The sequence below is a fragment of the uncultured Brachyspira sp. genome, assembly GCF_910588665.1.
Lineage (GTDB): Bacteria > Spirochaetota > Brachyspiria > Brachyspirales > Brachyspiraceae > Brachyspira.
This window is the reverse complement of record NZ_CAJUPR010000002.1, coordinates 43,470-63,291: the sequence shown is the minus strand read 5'-3', so window position 1 is coordinate 63,291 and position 19,822 is coordinate 43,470. Positions and strand designations below refer to the sequence as shown.

At 28.7% G+C, this 19,822-nt stretch carries 19 protein-coding genes; 8 read left to right on the top strand and 11 right to left on the bottom strand.

The features are described from left to right. Positions 1-5 precede the first annotated feature (5 nt). Both QZ306_RS01615 and QZ306_RS01610 read right to left on the bottom strand, forming a co-directional pair. Complete coding sequence (locus QZ306_RS01615) at positions 6-1,154, bottom strand: CoA-disulfide reductase (RefSeq protein WP_295160144.1); 1,149 nt, start codon at positions 1,152-1,154, stop codon at positions 6-8. A gap of 36 nt (positions 1,155-1,190) precedes the next feature. Then, complete coding sequence (locus QZ306_RS01610; protein WP_295160141.1) at positions 1,191-1,640, bottom strand: PepSY-like domain-containing protein; 450 nt, start codon at positions 1,638-1,640, stop codon at positions 1,191-1,193. A gap of 181 nt (positions 1,641-1,821) precedes the next feature. On the opposite strand from QZ306_RS01610, the gene QZ306_RS01605 reads away from it, so the two are divergent. Then, a complete protein-coding gene (locus QZ306_RS01605) occupies positions 1,822-2,862 on the top strand; it encodes a pseudouridine synthase (RefSeq protein WP_295160139.1) in 1,041 nt (346 codons plus the stop codon). 173 nt (positions 2,863-3,035) lie between these two features. Continuing rightward, positions 3,036-4,409, top strand: a complete 1,374-nt coding sequence (locus QZ306_RS01600) for an MATE family efflux transporter (RefSeq protein ID WP_295160136.1) — start codon at positions 3,036-3,038, stop codon at positions 4,407-4,409. Positions 4,410-4,418: 9 nt separating this feature from the next. Here QZ306_RS01600 and QZ306_RS01595 read toward each other — a convergent pair whose 3' ends face one another. Both QZ306_RS01595 and lspA read right to left on the bottom strand, forming a co-directional pair. Continuing rightward, a complete protein-coding gene (locus tag QZ306_RS01595; protein ID WP_295160135.1) occupies positions 4,419-5,411 on the bottom strand; it encodes an RluA family pseudouridine synthase in 993 nt (330 codons plus the stop codon). A gap of 3 nt (positions 5,412-5,414) precedes the next feature. Beyond that, positions 5,415-5,984, bottom strand: coding sequence for a signal peptidase II (lspA, locus tag QZ306_RS01590; RefSeq protein ID WP_295160133.1), 570 nt, complete (start codon positions 5,982-5,984; stop codon positions 5,415-5,417). A 237-nt stretch (positions 5,985-6,221) separates the two neighbouring features. Between lspA and QZ306_RS01585 the strand changes: the two genes are divergently transcribed. Beyond that, positions 6,222-6,734: an adenine phosphoribosyltransferase gene (locus QZ306_RS01585; RefSeq protein ID WP_295160130.1), complete on the top strand. Its 513-nt coding sequence runs from the start codon at positions 6,222-6,224 to the stop codon at positions 6,732-6,734. A gap of 251 nt (positions 6,735-6,985) precedes the next feature. Here the strand turns inward: QZ306_RS01585 and QZ306_RS01580 are convergent, their stop codons facing one another. After that, complete coding sequence (locus QZ306_RS01580; protein ID WP_295160126.1) at positions 6,986-8,098, bottom strand: AAA family ATPase; 1,113 nt, start codon at positions 8,096-8,098, stop codon at positions 6,986-6,988. An 842-nt stretch (positions 8,099-8,940) separates the two neighbouring features. Here QZ306_RS01580 and QZ306_RS01575 point away from each other — a divergent pair. Next, complete coding sequence (locus QZ306_RS01575; protein WP_295160123.1) at positions 8,941-9,687, top strand: DUF3108 domain-containing protein; 747 nt, start codon at positions 8,941-8,943, stop codon at positions 9,685-9,687. 63 nt (positions 9,688-9,750) lie between these two features. Here the strand turns inward: QZ306_RS01575 and QZ306_RS01570 are convergent, their stop codons facing one another. From QZ306_RS01570 to xth, 5 genes are all read right to left on the bottom strand, one after another. After that, positions 9,751-9,960, bottom strand: a complete 210-nt coding sequence (locus tag QZ306_RS01570) for a DUF1858 domain-containing protein (protein ID WP_295160121.1) — start codon at positions 9,958-9,960, stop codon at positions 9,751-9,753. A 61-nt stretch (positions 9,961-10,021) separates the two neighbouring features. Further along, complete coding sequence (locus tag QZ306_RS01565) at positions 10,022-12,163, bottom strand: hypothetical protein (RefSeq protein WP_295160118.1); 2,142 nt, start codon at positions 12,161-12,163, stop codon at positions 10,022-10,024. Positions 12,164-12,166: 3 nt separating this feature from the next. Beyond that, the gene (locus QZ306_RS01560; RefSeq protein WP_295160115.1) at positions 12,167-12,493 is read right to left on the bottom strand and encodes a YggT family protein; all 327 of its coding nucleotides are present in this window, start codon (positions 12,491-12,493) and stop codon (positions 12,167-12,169) included. A 14-nt stretch (positions 12,494-12,507) separates the two neighbouring features. Further along, on the bottom strand, positions 12,508-12,840 hold the full coding sequence (locus QZ306_RS01555) for an STAS domain-containing protein (RefSeq protein ID WP_295160112.1): 333 nt from the start codon (positions 12,838-12,840) through the stop codon (positions 12,508-12,510). A gap of 91 nt (positions 12,841-12,931) precedes the next feature. Then, the gene (gene xth, locus QZ306_RS01550) at positions 12,932-13,717 is read right to left on the bottom strand and encodes an exodeoxyribonuclease III (RefSeq protein WP_295160109.1); all 786 of its coding nucleotides are present in this window, start codon (positions 13,715-13,717) and stop codon (positions 12,932-12,934) included. Between the two features lie 140 nt (positions 13,718-13,857). Here xth and QZ306_RS01545 point away from each other — a divergent pair, with 140 nt between their 5' ends. From QZ306_RS01545 to QZ306_RS01535, 3 genes are all read left to right on the top strand, one after another. Next, positions 13,858-14,742, top strand: coding sequence for an MBL fold metallo-hydrolase (locus QZ306_RS01545; protein ID WP_295160106.1), 885 nt, complete (start codon positions 13,858-13,860; stop codon positions 14,740-14,742). 141 nt (positions 14,743-14,883) lie between these two features. Next, complete coding sequence (gene metG / locus QZ306_RS01540; RefSeq protein ID WP_295160615.1) at positions 14,884-16,872, top strand: methionine--tRNA ligase; 1,989 nt, start codon at positions 14,884-14,886, stop codon at positions 16,870-16,872. Positions 16,873-16,898: 26 nt separating this feature from the next. Further along, positions 16,899-17,663 (top strand): FtsQ-type POTRA domain-containing protein, encoded by a 765-nt coding sequence (locus QZ306_RS01535; protein WP_295160103.1) that lies wholly within the window; start codon positions 16,899-16,901, stop codon positions 17,661-17,663. A 5-nt stretch (positions 17,664-17,668) separates the two neighbouring features. Here QZ306_RS01535 and QZ306_RS01530 read toward each other — a convergent pair whose 3' ends face one another. Continuing rightward, on the bottom strand, positions 17,669-18,655 hold the full coding sequence (locus QZ306_RS01530) for an aminotransferase class I/II-fold pyridoxal phosphate-dependent enzyme (protein ID WP_295160101.1): 987 nt from the start codon (positions 18,653-18,655) through the stop codon (positions 17,669-17,671). A gap of 220 nt (positions 18,656-18,875) precedes the next feature. Between QZ306_RS01530 and xerD the strand changes: the two genes are divergently transcribed. Next, positions 18,876-19,793, top strand: coding sequence for a site-specific tyrosine recombinase XerD (gene xerD / locus QZ306_RS01525; RefSeq protein WP_295160099.1), 918 nt, complete (start codon positions 18,876-18,878; stop codon positions 19,791-19,793). The last annotated feature ends 29 nt before the right edge of the window (positions 19,794-19,822 follow it).

The following is a 19,822-nucleotide window of genomic DNA, read 5'->3' as shown; positions in this document are numbered from 1 at the left end:
GTCGGCTAAATATACAAGCTTATATGCAAATCATGATAATCAGGATAATAATGCGTATGATCTAAATCTTTTACAGTAACTGCTTTATAATTAATATTTCTTTTTTTTGCTTCTTCCTCTGTTATTCCTGTTCTTGCTGCCTCAAGCTCAAATGCAAGTATGCATGCACTGGTTAAACTTCCTGTAAACTTTTCATGTCCCCCTGTTAAATTAGATGCAATCATTCTGCCTAATTTATTGGCTCCTGTAGCAAGTGCTGCATAAGTTTGTTCGTCTAATACTTTATCATATATACTTGCACAGTCTCCTGCAGCGTATATACAATCAATACTTGTCCTGCCTTCCCTATCAACCAATATAGCGCCATTATCCATTAATTTAATTCCTGCATCTTTTGCTAAATCACTGTTAGGCTTAACTCCTATAGCTACAACAACATAATCGGCATCATATTTGCCTTTATCCGTAATCACGGCTTTAACATTATTATTATTATCAGCTTCCAATGACATAATTTTTTCATTAAGATGCAGGTTTACATTTTCTTTTATATGCTCTATTAAAATATCAGAAAAATCTTTATCGAATTTGCTTCCGAATACTCTGTCGGAACGCTGTATTATTGTAACATTCTTTCCTATATGCTTTAAAGCATGAGCTGCCTCAATAGCTATAAAACCCGCACCTAATATCACAACATTTTTTATATTTGAATCTTTCATCTTCTCTCTCATATTAAGCGCATCATCAAACTCTTTTAAAGTTGATACATTTCCTATATTGATATTCGGTATATTAGGTATTATTGATTTTGCCCCTGTAGCTATAAGCAGAGAATCATAATTATCTTCAAATTCTTTATTATCAGCTGTATTTTTTACTAATACTTTTTTATTTTTAGAATCTATTTTCAAAACTTCATGTTTTACTTTCAAATCTATTCCAGATTTAATGATAGTCTCAGCGCTTCTGGCTATCATGGTATTAGGGCTTTCATAAAAACCGCCTACATAATAAGGCATACCGCAAGCACCCCAAGATACAGCATCTGTTTTTTCATAAACTGTTATAACAGCTTCTTTATCTATTCTTCTTGCTTTAGCCGCTGCGCTCATTCCTGCGGCAACACCGCCTATTATTATGATTTTTTTCATAATTAAAAACTCCTTATTTTAGTATTGCTGTTCTCTTTACTGTTCTAAATTTTTTCTGCTTATTATAATACCGTATCCGCTTATTTCAAGCAGGTATTTATCATCTAATTTAATAATAAATATCTTATCTCTCCTTTCTATATCTGTTATTTTTGAAAAAGGATATTCATTATCTATAATATTAACCATTGATTTATGAATGCAGCTTCTTGGTATTCCTTTTGATTTAGCCTCATCGCTTGAAGCAGTTATTTTTTTCCAAAGTCCCGTATTGTAAAATATAAAATTGTATCCGAAATTTATGCCTACATTATATCCTCCGCCGTTTTGATATAAAGATACTTCTTCTATATTATTTCCTTGAAAATTTAAGTTTAAAAAATTTTTTGCCCTTAAAGGAAGAGAGTTTTCAGTTATAGTCTGAGAGTATATATTTAAATTAATCATCAGTATAAATGCCGTAAATATTAATTTTTTAAATTTCATAGTTATTTATTTTTCATAAGGTTTTTTATAATTTTCGTATTTTATCAATATTAGCTTAGATTTTTTTAATTAAAACTAATATAATTATAATTAATATATTTAATTGAGAAAATATTATAAATCTGTTATATTATATTAAAAACCTTTTTATATATTGGTATGTTGATTGGAGATTAAATTTATGAAAAAACAGCAAAAAGAGGAAGCTATAAGACTTGTAAAAGTTATATTGGAATCTGGTTTTGCAAGCAGAAGAAACTGCGAAAAAGCTATAATGTCTGGAAGAATAAGAGTTAATAATCAGGTTGTATTGGATCCTGCCTATAAAGTAAAAGAAGAAGATTCGGTTTCTATTGACAGAAATTTGATAAAAAGACAGACAAAAAGGTATATGGTATTATATAAGCCGCTTGGAGTTGTAAGCACAACTAAATATCTTCCAGGAAGAAGAATAATAACGGAGTTTTTTAAAAATATAAATGAAAGATTATTCTATGCAGGAAGACTTGATTCGGAATCAAGAGGCATAATGATAATCACAAATGACGGAGAGTTTGCAAATATAATTACACACCCTTCATACGAAATATTAAAAGTTTATGATGTTACCATTAACGGCAAAATAGATTCTGAGGCTCTCTTAAATACCAGTAAAGGAATAACTATAAAAAATATTGTTTATTCTCCTTTTAAGTTTAAAATTTTAGCTAAAGGAAGAATACAAAGTAAAATCCGTATGACTATCAATGAAGGAAAAAATAGGGAAATAAGAAAGATATTTGATTATCTAGGATATAAAGTTGTAGATTTGGAGAGAATATCTGTAGGGTGCGTAAATAAATATGATGAGGTTTCAGGAACATTAGAAGCGGGTCATATCAGAGATTTAACTCAAAAAGAAATAGACTTCTTTTTCAGACAAAAAGAGAAAAAATTAAAAGATATAGAAAGCATATTTTCAGATATAGGCAGCTTCAGCGATATTGATAAAACAAATGATAGTAATAATTATGAGGATAATAATATTATTATTGAAGAAGGGAAAAAACATAATAAATCAAAATGGGCTAAAGCAAAGCCTAAGAAAAAAAGATTGTCCTTAAAGAAAAACAGTACATACAAAACTAAAACTCAGAAAGATGAAAAAAATAACAGCAAAAAGAGAGATTTTAAAGATTATAAGAAAAAAACAAAAAGAGTTAATAAAAAAAATTTTTTATAATAACAATAAATATATTGACTTTATTTTATTGTATTGTAACATAGCTAACTAGATTTTTATATATTAAATTTACTTAATTTATTTTTATGAAATTTATTATCGGAAGTTTTTTATTAATTTATAAAATAATAAAAAAAATCTAAACATTAATAAGCGGATAATTTAGGTGCATTATGGAAAAAAATAAGATGTTGGAATTAACTGACGGAGATGTAAGCAAAGGACTTATTAAATTAGTTGTGCCGATGATATTGGGAAACCTATTAAATATAGCATATAATATAGTTGATACTATTTGGATAGGGCAGATGATAGGACCTAAAGGACTTGGGGCAATTGCTGTAAGCTTTCCTATTATATTGATACTTATGGCTATAGCTTCTGGAGTAACTGTGGCAGCAAATATTCTGATAGGTCAGTATTTCGGAGCTGATGATAAAGCTTCTGTATTTTATATATCTAAAGTTGCCACCACTATAAGTTTAATAACAGCTTTAGCTTTATCTGTAATAGGGTATATATTTGCTCCTTCTTTAATGATATTTTTAAATACGGCAGACAGCATAATGGAATATTCCGTCAGTTATTTCAGAATAAGCATGATAGGTTTTCCTTTTATGTTTTATTATTTTTTAGTTTCTGCACTTCTTAGAGGCATAGGAGATACGGTAAGACCTTTAATATTTTTGGCAATATCTTCTATTTTAAATTTGATATTGGATCCGCTTATGATAAAGGGCATAGGACCTTTTCCTTCTATGGGACTTGACGGCGCTGCTTATGCTACGGCTTTCTCTCAGTTTATTTCTGTTGCCGTTAGTATGATATATTTAAAAATGAAAGACAGTATTGTAAGAGCTAATCCTTTTAATTTAACATTTGATTTCAGAATAACAAAATTAATGTTCAGAATAGGCATTCCATTTGCCGCTATGCAGTTAATCGTGTCCGTAAGTTGGCTTTTTTTAAATAGACTTATAAATACTTACGGAGAATCCGCTTCAGCTTCCGTTGCCGTATCTATGAGGGTAGATTCTTTATCATTTCTTCCTCTTATGGCATTATCCGCAGGTATTGCGACTATGGCAGCTCAGAATATAGGTGCCGGAAAAATAGAAAGAGTTAAAGAAATATATAAAGCAGGTATGAAGCTTTCCGTATGCATATCGGCTTTTATGGCTGTTTTTTCTATGATGTTTCCCGAGATTATAGTAAGAATGTTTACAGATGATATGAGCGTTTTAAAATATACTAAGAGTTATATTTATGTGGTTATGCCTTCAATAATAATGCTTGCCGTGATGTTTTCTGCAAACGGAGTTATAAACGGCGCTGGAAAAACATTTATACTTATGCTTTTTGCTTTTTGCGCACATATAATAATAAGAGTTCCGCTTGCTTATATTATATCCCCTAAAATGGAATTATGGGGTATATGGACTGCTATGGCTATAAGTAATTTTTTCAGTATGACTTTCAGTTTAATATATTATTACTCAAATAAATGGAAAAAAGGATCAAATATAGCTGCATATAATAATATATAATAATTATTTTTAAATATCATTACCGTATAAAAACTCTTGAAAATAATCGGGATAATCAATTTCAAACTCAAATTTTTCATTACTTATAGGATGAATAAAACTTATTTTTTTAGCAACAAGCATAAGAGAAGAGTATTTATTAAAACTTTTAGAATATACTTTATCTCCGGCTATTGGAAATCCCTTATATGATGAATGAACTCTTATTTGATGCGTTCTTCCAGTTCTAAGATTAATTTCCATAAGCGTATGATTTTTAAATCTTTTTAAAACTTTTATATATGTAACAGCTTCCTTTCCGTCATCTCTTACCGTCATTTTCTTTCTGTATATTTTATGTCTTCCTATAGGCATATTAATTTCCATATAATTATCTTTTAAAACTCCTGCCGCAATTGCATGATATATCTTTTTAACCGTTCTGTTTTTGAATTGTTCCTGAATGCCTGATACTATATTGGAATTCTTTCCTATAATTATTAGTCCTGAAGTATCTTTATCAAGTCTATGTATTATTCCAGCTCTGCTTTTATTTCCCGCAAAGCTGAAATCTTTTATATTATAAAGAAGAGCATTAACTAAAGTACCGCTTATCTCTGAAGCAGAACAATGCACACTCATACCTGCAGGCTTATTTACTACAAGCAAATACTTATCTTCATAAACTATATTTAAAGGTATATTCTCTGGTATTGGATTTTCAGAATCTATTTTATAATTTTCTTTGTATAAATTTATTTCTATATTATCATTTAATTTTAGGGAATATGATAATTTTTTTACCCCTCCATTAACTATTATAGAATCTAAATAATTTTTTATCTGACTTCTGGTTATATTAAGCCTTTCGCTTATAAAAATATCCAATCTTTTATTAATATCTTCTTCCGTTATTATAAACGATATTTTTTTATTATTATAAAATATATCGGATTCATTATTATAATTTTCTTTATTATTGAAACTGCCGTTTTTAATATCTTTTTGAAACTCTAAGTTCATATTCTATTTTTCTGTATTGTCATCAGTTTTAATATTTTTATTTTTATCAAAATCTTCTTTAAATAAAAATACTCCTAAAGCTATAATACATATTCCTATTGTAATTGAACCATCGGCTATATTATAATTGTAAGGAAATCTTATAGTTTCATTAAATCCCATACTGATAAAATCGGTAACATATCCTCTCATAATTCTGTCCGTCAAATTTCCCATAGCCCCCCCTAATACCATAGTAAAGCCTATCATAGATAATTTCTGCTTATTAGGATTTATGGAAAGCATTATAAAAAATACTATAATCATAGCGGCAAATACAATAACTTTTAATAATTCGGGTATTATATGCTCTACAGCTCCATGAACATTATTGAGAAAACCGAATGATACGCCGTAATTTCTTGTATATATAAATATTAATATATCTCCTATAACTCTTTTTACTATAATATCCTGCAGATATTTATCTACAAAGTATTTAGAAACAATATCAGCCGTAAATATTAATAGTGATGCTGAAAAATATAATTTTTTTATTTTTATTTCTTCTATAATCCTATTTAATTTAATCATATTTATTTTTATCTCTGTAAAGTTAATTAATTAAAAATCGTATTTTATAATAAACTAAAAATGATAATTTGTAAATATTGTATAATCATTTTTTTAAATAGCATTGAAATATAAAAATGCTTATTATATTTATAAGTAAAGCTTATTTAAATAATTATTAAATATTTGCAATTGATTTTTTAATAAAAAATATTATAATTATTAATTGTGTTATTTTATATATATGAGGTGTTATATATGGAGTTAAAAGACTATATAAGAAATATTCAGGATTATCCTAAAAAGGGAATACTTTTCAGAGATATTACAACTTTGCTTCAAAATAAAGATGCATTCAAATATGCAATAGATAAGATGGCGGAGCATGTTAGCGATGAAAAAATAGATTATATAGTCGGAGCTGAAAGCAGAGGATTTTTGATAGGTTCCGCATTAGCTTATAAAATGAATACAGGGTTTATACCTGTAAGAAAAAAGGGAAAACTGCCTTATAAAACTATTTCAGAAGAATATGCATTAGAATACGGTACTGATTCATTATTTATGCATGAAGATGCGGTTAAAAAAGGAGAAAGAGTTTTGATAGTTGATGACTTAATTGCAACAGGAGGCACGGCTTTAGCTATGATAAAAATGGCTGAGAAATTAGGCGCTGTAGTGGTTGGTTCTTCTTTTTTAATAGAATTGAAAGAGTTAAACGGAATAAAAGAAATATCAAAATATCCTGTTAATGTTCTAATAAAATATTAAAAAATATTATTAAGATTAAATTATAAAAATTGTTTTATTATTTAATTTATTCGTTATTTTTTATATAGATTAAAAGAACATGATTAAAGAAATAAAATAATAATGAGTATTAATAGAAATAATAAATATCAAAAAAAGCGAGCAGCGAACTTATAACAACTAAAGTTGTTATAGGCTGTCAGTGAACTGCGGGCATAGCAATAATAAAGCAATTTTTATCAGCAATAATAAAAAATAATTTTTTTAGAAAGCTATTTAATCAGATTTCTGCTTTCATAATATTCTTTCCATTTTTTCCCAATCTTTTCCGATTTTATTTTAACGGAATTGTTAAAATAATTTTTTAATTTAGGCAGATCGTCTTTATTCTCTTTTGCAACGCTTCCTATTAAATTTTCAACTAAAGTTGACATTTTTATGTTTTTATCTCCGTAATAATAGGAATGAAGAGCCGACTGATAATAAACGGATACAGCTTCGGCGGTACTCATAACAGAGTTCAATTCCTGTATTTTGGCATTTTCAAAACTTTTTCCGCTTCTGAGTTCATTAAATGTTGTTGCAAGAACATCTACAACATCATATTCTATATCAATATCTATATCCGCAAGCTCAAGCAGCTTTCTGCATTGCTCCGTTATAATTTCTCCTTCAAGCTTAGGATTTTTTATAGGCTCTACGGTTTCAAAATTAAATCTTCTTTTCAGAGCGCTGCTCATTTCGTTAATTCCTTTATCTCTAGTGTTTGCAGTGGCTATGATATTGAAGCCGGCATTTGCAAATAATACTCTGTTTTGTTCAGGTATATTCATAATTTTATCGCTTAATATGCTTATAAGCGAGTCTTGTATTTCAAGCGGGCATCTTGTAATTTCCTCAAATCTGGTAATTATTCCGTTAGTCATGCCGCTGTAAACGGGCGACGGTATAAGAGCTTCATTTACAGGACCTTTTGCAAAAAGCATAGCATAATTCCAAGAATATTTTATATTGTCTTCGCTTGTTCCAGCCGTACCCTGTATTGTAATTGTACTGTTTCCGCTTATAGCAGCAGATAATAATTCGCTCAGCATAGTTTTTGCAGTGCCGGGCTCTCCTACAAGCATTAAACCTCTGTTTCCCGCTAATGTTATAATAGCACGCTCCACTAAAGCGTCATCTCCGTAGAATTTTCTGTTTATGACAGTTCCATTTTTTAATTTTTTTCCCAATATGAAATCCCTCACAGACTTAGGAGAAAGCTGCCAGTTTTTAGGCTTGCTGTTTTTATCTTCAGATTTTAAAGCGTCAAGCTCTTCTTTATATAGTTCTTCCATTAAAGGTTTCTGATGTATTATTTTTTCCGAATTATTGTCTTTTTCCATAAAATTTAGCTCCTTGATTTTTTAGTTTTATAGTAAGTATTATAATATTCAAAAATTATATTAATAAGCATTTCTTTTCTATTAAAAAATAATCCTATTCCAAGCAATATAATCAGTATTCCTGCAATATTCTCATTAAGTATAAAGTACCCTAATATGCATGCCCCCAGCAGCTTCTCCTAATATTGTAATGTATATAACGGAGGCTTTAAAAGCCAAGTGAATATTACCTGCCCAAGCATAGTTGATATTAATGTAACCGCCGATATATTAATCCAAGTTTTTAATGAATATACTGTAAGCCGAAGTAATAATATACTAAAAAAATGATATTTCGCAACTGTAAAACATATAAAATTATTGTAATTATAAAAAAATAATTAATAAATCTTTGACAAAAATAAAAATTTTAAGTATAAATTACTTAAATATTAATTTAAGTAAATTCGGCAGGATAATAGCAATAATAATATAAGGGAGTAAAATTTTTCTGTATTATTTTTTATTATTCTATATTTCTATTAATGTTTATTATTATTTCTCTTTCCTTTTCTTTTTTTGATAAAAAAAGAAAAGGGTTTTTTTGCTTCTTTTTTGCCCGTACAAAAAAGAACAGGAAAAATAGAAAAACATTAAATAAGGCAGGTACTCACATAGCAATAATAAAAGCATAACAATAAATAAAGCGGGAACGAGGCGGCGGGATTATTTATAAACCCTCCGTAATCAGCCAAGTTCAAGCATAGCAATAATAGAAATAAATAAAATAATAATATATAATGAAGCGAGCCGAAGGCGAACATAGCAACAATAAAAAAAATATATTTTAGGAGATGCCTATAATGAAAAAATATGTTTTTATAATAATTATATTAATTTCAAATATTATATTCGGATACAATCAGTCTTTTAAGCCCGGCGAGTATATAAAATATGATGTTTTAGCGCAGGTTCCTGAGTTTAATATAAGCGGGAAAGTGGGAGTTCTTGAAGCTGAAGTTCTTGCCGTAAGCAATGTAAACGGAAAGCCCGCCTATCATTTATATGCTCATGTTTATACAACGGGAGCTGCTAATTGGGTTTATAAGGTAAGCGATATATTTGAAGCATGGATATGTACAAATGATTTTAAGCCTATGATATTAAAAAAAGACACATCGGAGGGAGATTGGACTAATAAGGAAACTTTAATTTTTTATGATAATTATTATCTGTTCAGCGATAAAAGAACGGATAATGAAAAGATAGAGTTTAGCGGAATGGCTTTCGATGCTTTGTCTTTGGTGTTCTTTATGCGTTTTGTTGATAAAAATATAGGTACATTTAAAGTTAATTGGCTTGAAGGAAAAAATATAAAAAGAGATATAAGATTTACTATAGAAGAAGGCGAAGAGTTAAAAACAAAAATATCAAGAGAAAAACTCCCTGCTGTAAGGATTTATGAAAAAGATAAATACGGCACTGATGCATTGATTTCCGCAAATATTTATAATCAGGTGCCTTTAGATGTTATTATAGCTGAACAGAAAATTTACGGTCTTACAATAAGAGTAAGAGGAATTATCAGAGAGTATAAAGACGGCAAATAATTATAAAAGCTTTATAATATAAAAAGAGGCGGCTTTATAAACCGTCTCTTTAATTTCTGCATATTATTTGCCAGCTTCAAATTTATCGTTTATCTCTTTAACAAGACTGTCTATAATTTCGTCATTCATGCCATGACCCCTGCAGCCTTCTTCCAAGCTTTCCCAGCTTGCAACATGACAGCCTACGCAATGCAGACCTCTTTCCATCATTATTTCCACAGAATCGGGAAACATCTGTATAATCTCGCCTATACTCATAGTTTTGTTTATCATTTTATTACCTCTTAATTTTTATATTTTATAAAGCTATATATTACTATAATATATTTTTTTGTCAAAGATTAAAATCCCTGCTTAAAATAGGATAAAAATTATTGAAATTTTTTATATACTTTTTTAAATAATTAAGGTTTAATTCTCCCGTATTTTCTAAAGCCTTATTTTCCATTTTGGACATTCTTTTTACATCATAATTTCTACCAAGCTTTTTATATATTCTTTTTAATGTCATTATTATATATACATTAGAAGAATACTGTTCTATATTTTCAAACAGAGTCAAAGCTTTAAACAGATTAAATCCTTCTATATTATTAAGTGCAAAATATGAATATAATAATGCGGCATGTTCATGCAGATCTTTACCAAAAATATCGGCGTACTTTTTTATAATACTGAAAGCCTTATTTTCATTTTTTTTAACGCCTATTCCTTTATAATAGCAATGAGCTGTAAGCCCTGCAGAGCATGAGCATTTTGAATTATTTATACAGCAGAGTTTTTTAGCTTTAATGTACATTTCAAAGGCTTTATTGTTATTCTGTTCTAATCCTCTTCCAAGTTCGTATGCTTTTCCTATAATAGTTAATGCGCATTCTAAATTATTATCAATTTCAAATGCAGTATCAGCAATAGATACAGCCAATTTAGGATTAGGGCTTATAATATCTCCGTAAAATAATTCTTTTGAATATATAAAATACGATAAAGAATCATTCAATTCCATAGCTTTTTTTAACATATATATGCCCTCATCATTATATTCGCTCGGCATATTATAAAGCATTATATTTGCTGCATGTCTGTATATTAAGGCTTTATCTAAATCACTGTTTAAGCATGACTTAAAATTATTAAGTATTAATTCATAATCATTGGAGTATGTCATCTGAAGAGAATGAGCATAAATAAATTTTATATGATATACTTCATTATCGCTGTAATTTTCTAATTCAAAGAACTCTCTGCATAACTGCACAGCTTCCTCATAATTTTTTATTTTATAATTGCAGAATATCATAAGGCAGTAAGTTGAATATTTATACTGCGTTTTTTTTATATGAGATAGATATTTTAAGGCTTCTTTATAATCATCATTGCTTTGTGCATAATTATGGCAGAGTTCGGCTATTTTTTCATAGATCCAATCTTCTTTATTTTCATTTAGTATTTTTTTAAACTCTTCTATCGATTTTTTTATTTCTCCATTATAGGCATATAAGTTTCCTCTGTAATATCGGCACTGAATACTATTTATTCCTATTGCATTTATAGCTTTATCAAGAAGATAAAAAACCTCCTCTAAATCTTTTCCTTCCTGCTGACTGTCTGGGTAATCTTTATCTTCGTTCTCTATAATTAAATCATGCAAAGCCTGAATCTTTCCAAGTAAAGCGTCTAATTTATATTTATTACTGTTATTATTTAAAAGTTCATTATAATTTTCTATAGCCTTTCTGTAATTTTCCTTATTAAAATACCATTCGGCTCTTTCATATACGGCATTGAAATTAAAGGAGTTTAATTCTACTGCCCTGTCTAAAAAGAATATTGCATCATTATAAAACTCCGAACTGATGCCTTTTTTAGCAAGTATTATTCCTTTAAGAAAATAAGCGTCATCATAGAAAGGAAAATCGTATATAAGCTTATTTGCCTCTATATCCGCTTTTGTAAGTATATTAAGATTATAATAGCAAAGACCTCTTTCAAATCTTGCCGTTCTGCCGCTGTCAAAGCTTGAGTTTTTAATAAAATCGTCATAATAACCTATAGCCTGATAAAAATCGGCTTCGTTTTCACCGTTATTTAAATAGCTGCTTGCCAGTATTAAAAGCGCATCAAAAGCTGAAGCGTCTTTTTCAAAAAGTATCTGAGCATATTCTCTTTCTTTATCCGTATTCTTTAAATCCCTATTAAGATACATAAGACCTCTGTATGCATCTATTATATTAGGATCAATATCTATGGATCTATTCAAATCATATTCTATTGTTGAATATATTAAAGCTATTCTGGCATTGTATTCGTTTTTATCAAACTCCTTATTCTGAAGTTCTATAAATGCCGATTTGCCTCTCATATAAAAAGCTCTTGCATTATCAGGGTCTTTTGATATAATTATGTCTAATTCTTCTATTGCTTTTTTATAGTCGCCGTCATCAATATATTTACTTATTTCATCTAAGGAACTCATAAGTTATACCCTAGCAGCTATATTTAATAAAAATTGAAAAACTATTCTGAGTAATGCGGGAACTGCTAATTGAAGAATTAAAAGAAATACCAAAGGAGATATATCTATTACTCCTATAATGAGCTTATCTCTGAAATTTCCGAATACTTTATCTATTACGCCGTCTGTAATTTTATAAAAAAAGTTCACTATCGGATTATAATAATCCAAATGCATAGCTCCGAAAGCCTGAAGCCAGCTTAATATAATCCATATAAACCATATAAAAGAATATAGTTTCAAAGTCTGCATTAATAAATAATATATAAATTTGATAGTTTCTATTAACATATATTTCCTATAATTTATTTAATATTCTTAAGCGCATCATCTATATTATTTGCCGTATTTACTATAGTTAAAAATTTTGTAGCTTCAAATAGCTTCTTTAATTGTCTGCTTAATGAACAGAAATAAACAATGCCTCCGTTCTCTCCCGATATTCTTAAAGCAGATGCTATAAGTCCCAAAGCGGAGGAGCACATATACTCTATATTATGAAAATCAAATATAAAATTAAGCGCGCCTGCATTTTTTATATAATTTAATTTTTCTTCTAATATATCCACATTTTCTGATATAATATTTTTTTCTATGTTAATTATGGCTGTTTTATCCTCAATGATTGTACGAACCATACAAACTCCTTTATATAAATAAAATAGTATTGTATTCACTGATTTTTAATATTATTATAAAACTTTAAAAAATCAAGCAGTTTTTTATTTGTTAATTCCTGTCCCATTCAATTAATATAGGACAGTGATCGCTTCCCATAACATCAGTTAATATATCCGCTCTTTTTATATCGCATGCTATTTCATTATTAACAAAGAAGTAATCTATTCTCCAGCCCACATTTTTTTCCCTAGACCTTGTTTTCATATCCCACCAGCTGTAATGTCCGCCTTCTTTTACAAATATTCTAAATGTATCGGTAAAGCCTTTGCTTAAAAACTTTGTTATTTTTTCTCGCTCTTCTGGGAGAAAACCTATGCTTTTTTCATTTTCTTTAGGTCTTGCCAAATCTATAGCCTCATGCGCAATATTCATATCTCCGCATAATATTATATTTGTATTCTTTTTAATTCTGCTTAAATGTTTTGTAATTTCATCATAAAAAGAAAGCTTATACTGAAAATGCTCTTCGGATTTGCCTCCGTTCGGAAAATATACATTAAATATAGTAAAATCGTCAAACTCTAAAGAAAGTATTCTTCCCTCTCTGTCTGAAAATTTAGCCCCTAATTTGTTTTTTATTTCCTTATTGGGATTTAATTTAGTGTATATTGCAACGCCGCTGTATCCTTTTTTTATTTCAGGGTCTGCAGGATTTATAAAGAGTTTATATCCATCAATATTTTTTAAATCTTCGGGAAGCTGCTCTTCAAAAGCTTTAGTTTCCTGAAGGCATATTATATCAGGATTTTCTTTTTTTATAAAATCTGTTAAGCCCTTTTTATATGCTGCCCTTATGCCGTTTACATTCCAAGATATTATTTTAAAAAGTCCCATTAATAATAAACCTTTTTTATTTATTATGCTTATTATAAGCCTTATCTGCTAATAATACAAGTAAATATATTAATGATGATGATTGATTTTTTTTTATTATTATATTATTATAATAATAAAAAATCATTTAAGGTTAAATTGTGAAAGTAAGATTTCTTGGAAGCAGAGGTTCTATACCAACTCCCGGTAATAGTTTCAGCATATACGGCGGAAATACATCATGCTTGCAGGTTATAGATGATGATGGAAATTATTTAATACTTGATGCGGGAAGCGGACTTAAAAATGCAAGCTATTATGCTTTAAAATCTGAGAAAACGGAAAGCATTATATTATTAACGCATTTTCATTGGGATCATATTATAGGCATACCTTTCTTTGCGCCTTTTTTCTCCGATAAATACAGCTTTACAATATACGGACCTAAAGAATCATCTACAGGAATGTATGATACTATTAATAATATATTGGCTAAAGATTATTTTCCCATTAACTTAGAGCAGTTTGCCGCCAATTTAAAATTTGAAGCTTTTTATGAAGGAAAGAAAATAACTTTTGGAAATATGCTTATAGAAAGTATGTGGGTTAATCATCCCTGCCATACTCTTTCTTATAAAATAACATCTGAAAATAAGACAGTTGTATATCTTACAGATCATGAGCCTTATAAAAAGCGTCTTCATGCACAGCATCCTTCACTTTCGCATTATAATCATAATGCCGATTTGCTTCATGCGAGATTAATAGATTTTGTACGGGGAGCTAATGTTCTTATAATAGAAGGCGAGTATACTAAAAATGAATATTATAATGGGCATGTAGGCTGGGGGCATTCCACATTGAATGATGCTATTCAGGTGGGATTAGATGCAAATGTTCCCTATGTTATACTTCATCATCATAATCAGGAGAGAACGGATTCTCAAATAGATCTTATATATAATAAATTAATGGCATTTCTCAAAAAAGAAGAAATTGATTTGAAGCTGGCTTTTGCAAAAGAAGGCTATTATATAAATATATAAAAATTATAAAACTTAGTTTTTATATAATTATTATATTTCTATATTAATTTTAATATATAAAAATACTTTTAATAAGATGATATGTTAATTTTTTTAGCTTTACAAAAATATTTAATTTTAGTATAATAATTCTGTTTTTAAATATACTTTTTTCATAACTTAAGAGGCATACAGATGACAGACAAAAAGTTTTATATTACAACTCCGATATACTATCCTTCAGATTATTTGCATATAGGGCATTGCTACTGTACTATAGCAGCCGATACAATAGCAAGATATAAAAAAATGATGGGATATGATGTTTATTTTCTGACAGGTACAGACGAGCATGGAGAGAAGATAGCAAGAAAATCGGAAGAGGCCGGTACTACTCCCAAGGCTTATGTTGATAATATAGTTGATGCTGCTAAAAAGCTATGGAAAAGACTTCATATTGATTACAGTCATTATATAAGAACTACCGATGATTATCATGAGAGAAGGGTTCAAAAGATATTTAAGATTCTTTATGATAAAGGCTATATTTATAAAGGCGCATATAAAGGGCTTTACTGCGTAAGCGATGAGGCATTTTTTACTGAAAGTCAGGTAATAAAAAGAGACGGAGGCAAATATTATTGTCCCGACTGCGAAAAGGAATTAGAATATAAGGAAGAGGAATGCTACTATCTTAAACTTTCAGATTACGGTCAATGGCTAATAGATTATTATAAAGAGCACCCTGAATTTTTAGAGCCTAAAGAGAGGCAAAATGAAATGCTTAAAAATTTTCTTCTTCCGGGTCTTGAAGATTTAGCAGTTACAAGAAAAGGGCTTCAATGGGCAATACCTTGTCCTATTGACAGTGCGCATAGCATATATGTATGGATTGATGCTTTGGCAAATTATATAACTGCTTTAGGATACCCTGAAGACGGGGAAGATGATTTATATAAAAAATACTGGGCTGCCGATGTGCATTTTGTGGGAAAGGAGATAGTCCGTTTTCATGCCGTTATCTGGCCTATAATGCTTAAAATGCTTGATATACCTCTTCCTAAAAAGGTATTCGGTCATGGCTGGGTGCTTTTTGATGACGGTAAGAAGATGAGCAAAAGCAGAGGAAATGTTGTAGATCCTAATACCTTAATAGATAAATACGGAATAGATGCTTTAAGATATTTTCTTTTAAGAGAAATTAATTTTGGTTCTGACGGATATTATTCTCAGGAGCTTTTTTTAAAGAGAATAAACAGCGATTTGGCTAATGATTACGGAAATTTATGGCATAGAATAACTACTATGCTTGGAAAGTATTTTAACGGTATTCTTCCTAAAGAGGCTGAAAGTGTTTACGGAGATAGGGAGAGAGAACTTAAAAAAATGGCTCTTACTCTTGATGCTAATGTTGAATCTGCTTTGGATAGTTTTAAATTTCATGAGGCTTTATCCCATATTTGGGAGGTTATAAGAGTAACCAACAAGTATGTGGAAGAGAGTGCGCCTTGGAATTTGGCTAAAGACGAAACTAAAAAAGATCATTTGGCTAATGTAATGTATATATCTTTTCAGGTATACTATATAGTAACAGCTCATCTGCAGATATTTTTTGTTGAAACTCCTAAAAAAGTATTTAACAGATTAGGGCTTGGAGACAGTGTTTCTTTGGACAGTGCTAAGCAATGGGGATTTTTAAAAGCAGGAATGAAAATTGAGAAAGGCGGGCATTTATTTAACAGATATGATGTAGAAAAAGAAATAGGAGCAGTTGCGGAAGAAAATAAAAAACAAATTAATCCTCCAAAAGAAGATAAACATAAATCTAATATAGAAAAAGAAGATTTTGAAAAACTTGAATTATTAACTGCTAAAATATTAGTTGCAGAGAAAGCTGAAAATGCGGATAAGCTTTTGAAATTTGTACTTGATATAGGAGGAGGAGAACAGAGAGTTGTGGTATCTTCTATAGCCGAGTATTATAAGCCTGAGGATATGGTTGGAAAAACCGTGCTTTATTTGGCAAATTTAAAGCCTAAAAAGTTCAGGGGCATTACTTCTCATGGCATGCTTCTTTTGGCTGACAATGGAGAGACGCTTTCTGTTATGAAGCCCGAAAAAGATTTTGATTGCGGATGCAGTGTTAATTAAATTTAATTAACAACGCCGATATTATAATGAAGAATCCGAAAGAAAATAAACTTAAAAAAAAGTTAAAAAAGAATAAGCTTACAAACAGTCAGAAAAATATAATAAAAAAAATATTTATTATATTTGCTTTGATTACAGCAGTATTATCCTCCGCTGTTTTTATAAATAAAGCAAGAGTTTTAAGAGTTGAAATACGGGGATTAAGAAGTTTAGATGCTGTAGACATAATGAGAGAATCCGAATTATCAAAATACAATAATGTTAGTTTTTTTAATATACCGAAAAAAGAAATAAAATCTAATATAGAAAGAAATTTAAGGCTTCAGGTTGAAAGCATAAAAACCTCTTTTCCTGATTTGCTTATAATTAATGTAAAAGAGAGAGAAACTTTATTTCTGCTTGAGTCAGATACGGGAATATACGAAATTACTGATGATGCTTATATCATAAAAAATGAAGCTATTTATAATTATGATGTACCTTATATTACAGGGCTTTCCATTAATTCTTCAAATAAAAAAGTTGAGAATGATTATTCCAAATATTTATCATCTGTGATGTATGAGTTAAAAATAAATCATAATGAGATATATAATTTAATATCCGAGATTAATGCTTATGGAGATGATCTGATAGTTTATCCTAGGGGATATCAGGTTCAGGTAATATTAGAAAAATATGTAAAAAGCGAAAAGTTTGTGGATTTGGCAGCCATATTAAAAACATTGCAGTATCAGGAAAATCAGCCTCATAGAATAGATTTCAGATTTAATGAAGCTATAGTTAATTGATATTTTTAATCATTATGGAGTATATTTTTTAATTCATTTAAAAATATATTGTTTATTTTTTGAGAAGATACTGTAACTCTTAAAAAACCGCATAATATATTTTTTTCATCGTATTTTTTTATGAATATATTTCTGTTTAATAATTTATTATATATATAGTCAGAATTTTTATTTACATGCTTTATCAATAAAAAATTAGCTTTTGAAGGCATTACAATAAATCCTTCCTTACTTAGCAGAGTATCCAATCTCTTTCTTTCTAAAACTATATTTAATATATTTTTATACGATGTGTTTTCGTCTTTAACTGCCGCCAGAATTATAGTTTCGGATATTTTATTAATACCGTATTTTTGTCTTAATTTTGACATATTTTCTATATTGTATGCATTTGATATTATAAAATTAACATTTATTCCAGATATTGAATGCGAATGTGCGATGGATCTTATTATAATTAGATTTTTATAATCGTTTATTAATTTTACAGCGCTTTCGCCTGCAAAATTTATATATGATTCATCTATTACATATATACCCTCATAATATTTTAGGAATTTTTCAATTTCTTTTATATTTATAAACATTCCCGTTTCTGCATTGGGATTGCTTGATATTATTATTGAGTTTTTATTTTTAATGTTTTTTTTAAGCAGAATTTTATAATCTTCCTTAGCCTCTATTATATCATAATTCATTTTATAGTATGAAAATATTTTTACGTACAAATCCCTGTAAGGTTCCTGCAGGAATATTTTATATTTGTCATAAGAGTTTATGATACATGCAAAAGACTCATACATTCCGTTAACGGAAATTATATTATTTGCTTCTATATTGAAATATTTTGATATACTTTCATCTAAATTTTTAGGGCTGTAATCTGGAAAAAATCTTAATGAATCAATATCAAATTTTTCAAGCTCTTTAATAATATTTTTTGACGGCTTGTAAGGACTTTCATTTTTATCTAAAAAAAATTTTCTGTTCATTTCTGCATATAAATAAATTTAATAATTACAATATATAATTATCTTATTATTTTTAAATTAGTTTAAGCTTTTAAATTTTATGTTTAGTTAATGTAATATTTTTATTAAGTAATATATTATGTTTAAATAAATATCAAATCTTTCCGATAATGATTTCAGATTGATTATTCAATCATGTTAAATTTTGTATTTTATATCTTAAATTAAGAGGCAGATTTCAATGTCAGTTAAACAGGTTTCTGATCAAGAAATATTATCAATGTATCTAAATTATGAAGCGGTGGAAAAGGGATTATCTTCAAATACTTTAGAATCCTATAAAAGAGATATTGTAATATATCTTGATTTTTTAAATAGAAATAAAAAGACTATTTTAAAAGCCGCAAGAAAGGATATTGAGAAATTTTTAAGCGAGAGAAAGGAGCAGGGATCAAAGTCTAGAACTGTGGCAAGGAATAAGGTGAGCATTGTTAATCTCTATAAGTTTTTAGTTATGGAGAATTATATTTCTAAAAATCCTACAGATAATTTGGAGGTTATCCGTCTTAAAAGGGTATTGCCTGAATCTCTCACAACTATAGAAGTGGATGATCTTTTATCTGTGCATAATGAAAAAACGGATAAAGGTCTTAGAGATAAAGCCATATTTGAATTAATGTATTCGTCAGGCTTGAGGGTAAGCGAAATTTGTTCTCTGAAAATTGATGATATATTTTTTGAAGGCAAATATCTTAAAATATGCGGAAAGGGCAATAAGGAGAGAATAGTTCCTATTAATGACAGAGCTTTAGATATTTTGCAAAGATATATTCAGACAAGCAGAGTAATAATGGTTAAAGGAAAAAAAACAAGCGAATTATTTTTAAACTTTAGAGGCGATAAAATTTCAAGAGTAGGTATTTGGAAAATAGTAAAAGAAACTATGAAAAAAAGCGGCATAGAAAAAAATATTTATCCTCATACATTAAGGCATAGTTTTGCAACTCATCTTATACAGCATGGTGCAGATTTAAGAGCTGTTCAAAGAATGCTTGGTCATTCGGATATTACAACAACTGAAATTTATACGCATGTGGATTCTTCGCATCTTAAAAAGCAAATAGCTAAACATCCTAAACATTCAAAACATGAAAGATAAAATATAATAAAAATAAATTGGAAATAAAC